Raw genomic sequence first — 2,565 nt, 5'->3', positions numbered from 1 at the left:
GTTTCCTCGTTCCAGCTGCACTTCGCCGATCACGACATCCTGACCCCCGGTGACGCGCCGAACGTGCTCGTCGCGATGAATCCGGCCGCGCTGAAGGCGAACATCGCCGATGTGCCGCGGGGCGCGGACATCATCGTGAACACGGACGAGTTCACCAAGCGCCCCATGGCGAAGGTCGGGTACCTGACCTCACCGTTGGAGGACGGGTCGCTGGAGGCCTACCAGCTGCACCCGGTGCCGCTGACGACGCTCACGATCGAGGCGTTGAAGGACTTCGGGCTCTCCCGCAAGGAAGCCGAACGGTCGAAGAACATGTTCGCGCTGGGGTTGCTGTCGTGGATGTATCACCGGCCGACGGAGAGTACGGAGCAGTTCCTGCGGACGAAGTTCGCGAAGAAGCCGAACATCGCCGAGGCGAATGTGGCGGCGTTCCGGGCGGGCTGGAACTTCGGTGAGACGACGGAGGACTTCGCCGTCTCCTACGAGGTGGCCCCCGCCACGACGGCGTTCCCGGCGGGCACGTACCGGAACATCTCGGGGAATCTGGCGCTGTCGTACGGGCTGATCGCGGCCGCCCGTCAGGCGGATCTGCCGCTGTATCTGGGGTCGTACCCGATCACCCCGGCCTCCGACATCCTGCACGAGCTGTCCCGTCACAAGAACTTCGGTGTCCGCACCTTCCAGGCGGAGGACGAGATCGCCGCCATCGGCGCGGCGCTCGGCGCCTCGTTCGGCGGCTCGCTCGCGGTGACGACGACGTCGGGGCCGGGGGTGGCGCTGAAGTCGGAGACGATCGGGCTGGCGGTGTCGCTGGAGCTGCCGCTGCTGGTGGTCGCGATCCAGCGCGGCGGCCCCTCCACCGGGCTGCCGACCAAGACCGAGCAGGCGGACCTGCTGCAGGCGATGTACGGGCGCAACGGCGAGGCCCCCGTACCGGTCGTCGCCCCCCGCACTCCGGCGGACTGCTTCGACGCCGCGATCGAGGCGGCCCGGATCGCCGTCACCTACCGCACCCCGGTCTTCCTGCTCTCCGACGGGTACCTCGCCAACGGCTCCGAACCCTGGCGGATCCCCGAACAGGACGAACTCCCTGATCTGGGTGTGCAGTTCGCGTCGGGCCCCAACCACACCCTTGCCGACGGCACCGCGGTGTTCTGGCCCTACAAGCGTGACCCGCAGACCCTGGCCCGCCCCTGGGCCGTGCCCGGCACCCCCGGACTCGAACACCGCATCGGCGGCATCGAGAAACAGGACGGCACCGGCAACATCTCCTACGACCCCGCCAACCACGACTTCATGGTCCGCACCCGCCAGGCCAAGATCGACAACATCCAGGTGCCCGACCTCGCCGTGGACGACCCGCACCGCGCACGCACCCTGGTCCTCGGCTGGGGCTCCACCTACGGCCCCATCACCGCCGCCGTCCGCCGCCTGCGCCGGGACGGGCACGCGATCGCGCAGGCGCACCTGCGCCACATCAACCCATTCCCCCGCAACCTCGGCGACATCCTCAACCGCTACGACAAGGTCGTCGTCCCGGAGATGAACCTCGGCCAGCTCGCCGCGCTCCTGCGGGCGAAATACCTCATCGACGCGCACTCCTACAACCAGGTCAACGGCATGCCGTTCAAGGCCGAACAGCTCGCCACGGCACTCAAGGAGGCCATCGATGCCTGAGGCCAACGAACTGCTCACCCTCGTCCCCAAGGCCGAGGCCAAACAGACCATGAAGGACTTCAAGTCCGACCAGGAAGTCCGCTGGTGCCCCGGCTGCGGCGACTACGCCGTCCTCGCCGCCGTCCAGGGCTTCATGCCCGACCTCGGCCTCGCCAAGGAAAACATCGTGTTCGTGTCCGGAATCGGCTGCTCCAGCCGCTTCCCCTACTACATGAACACCTACGGCATGCACTCCATCCACGGACGCGCCCCCGCCATCGCCACCGGACTCGCCACCTCACGCCGCGACCTCTCCGTCTGGGTCGTCACCGGCGACGGCGACGCCCTCTCCATCGGCGGCAACCACCTCATCCACGCCCTGCGCCGCAACGTCAACCTCAAGATCCTCCTCTTCAACAACCGCATCTACGGACTCACCAAAGGCCAGTACTCACCGACCTCCGAAGTCGGCAAGATCACCAAATCCACACCGATGGGCTCCCTCGACGCACCCTTCAACCCGGTGTCGCTCGCCATCGGCGCGGAAGCGTCCTTCGTCGCCCGCACCGTCGACTCCGACCGCAAACACCTCACCAGCGTCCTGCGCCAAGCAGCCGACCACCCCGGCACCGCACTCGTCGAGATCTACCAGAACTGCAACATCTTCAACGACGGCGCCTTCGAAGCACTCAAGGACAAAGAGCGCGCCCAGGAGGCGGTCATCCGCCTGGAACACGGCCAGCCCATCCGCTTCGGCACCGACAACTCCAAAGGTGTTGTTCGGGACCCCGCCACCGGCGACCTCACCGTCGTACCCGTGACGGCGGACAACGAACACCAGATCCTCATCCACGACGCACACACCACCAGCCCCACCACCGCCTTCGCACTCTCACGCCTCGCCGACCC

General features: G+C 67.4%; 2 protein-coding genes. Both read left to right on the top strand.

Annotated features, from left to right (window positions below; translation table 11 throughout):
• The coding region (locus BHU15_RS11640; protein WP_069627119.1) for a 2-oxoacid:acceptor oxidoreductase subunit alpha at positions 1 to 1,677 on the top strand (1,677 nt) is incomplete at its 5' end.
• Positions 1,670 to 2,565: 2-oxoacid:ferredoxin oxidoreductase subunit beta (locus tag BHU15_RS11635; protein WP_069627118.1), on the top strand; the 896-nt coding region annotated here is incomplete at its 3' end. The genes BHU15_RS11640 and BHU15_RS11635, both read left to right, overlap by 8 nt.

It is taken from the genome of Streptomyces niveus (assembly GCF_001723055.1).
GTDB lineage: Bacteria > Actinomycetota > Actinomycetes > Streptomycetales > Streptomycetaceae > Streptomyces > Streptomyces niveus.
The sequence above is the reverse complement of the archived record's forward strand: the minus strand, read 5'-3'. Positions and strand labels throughout refer to the sequence as shown.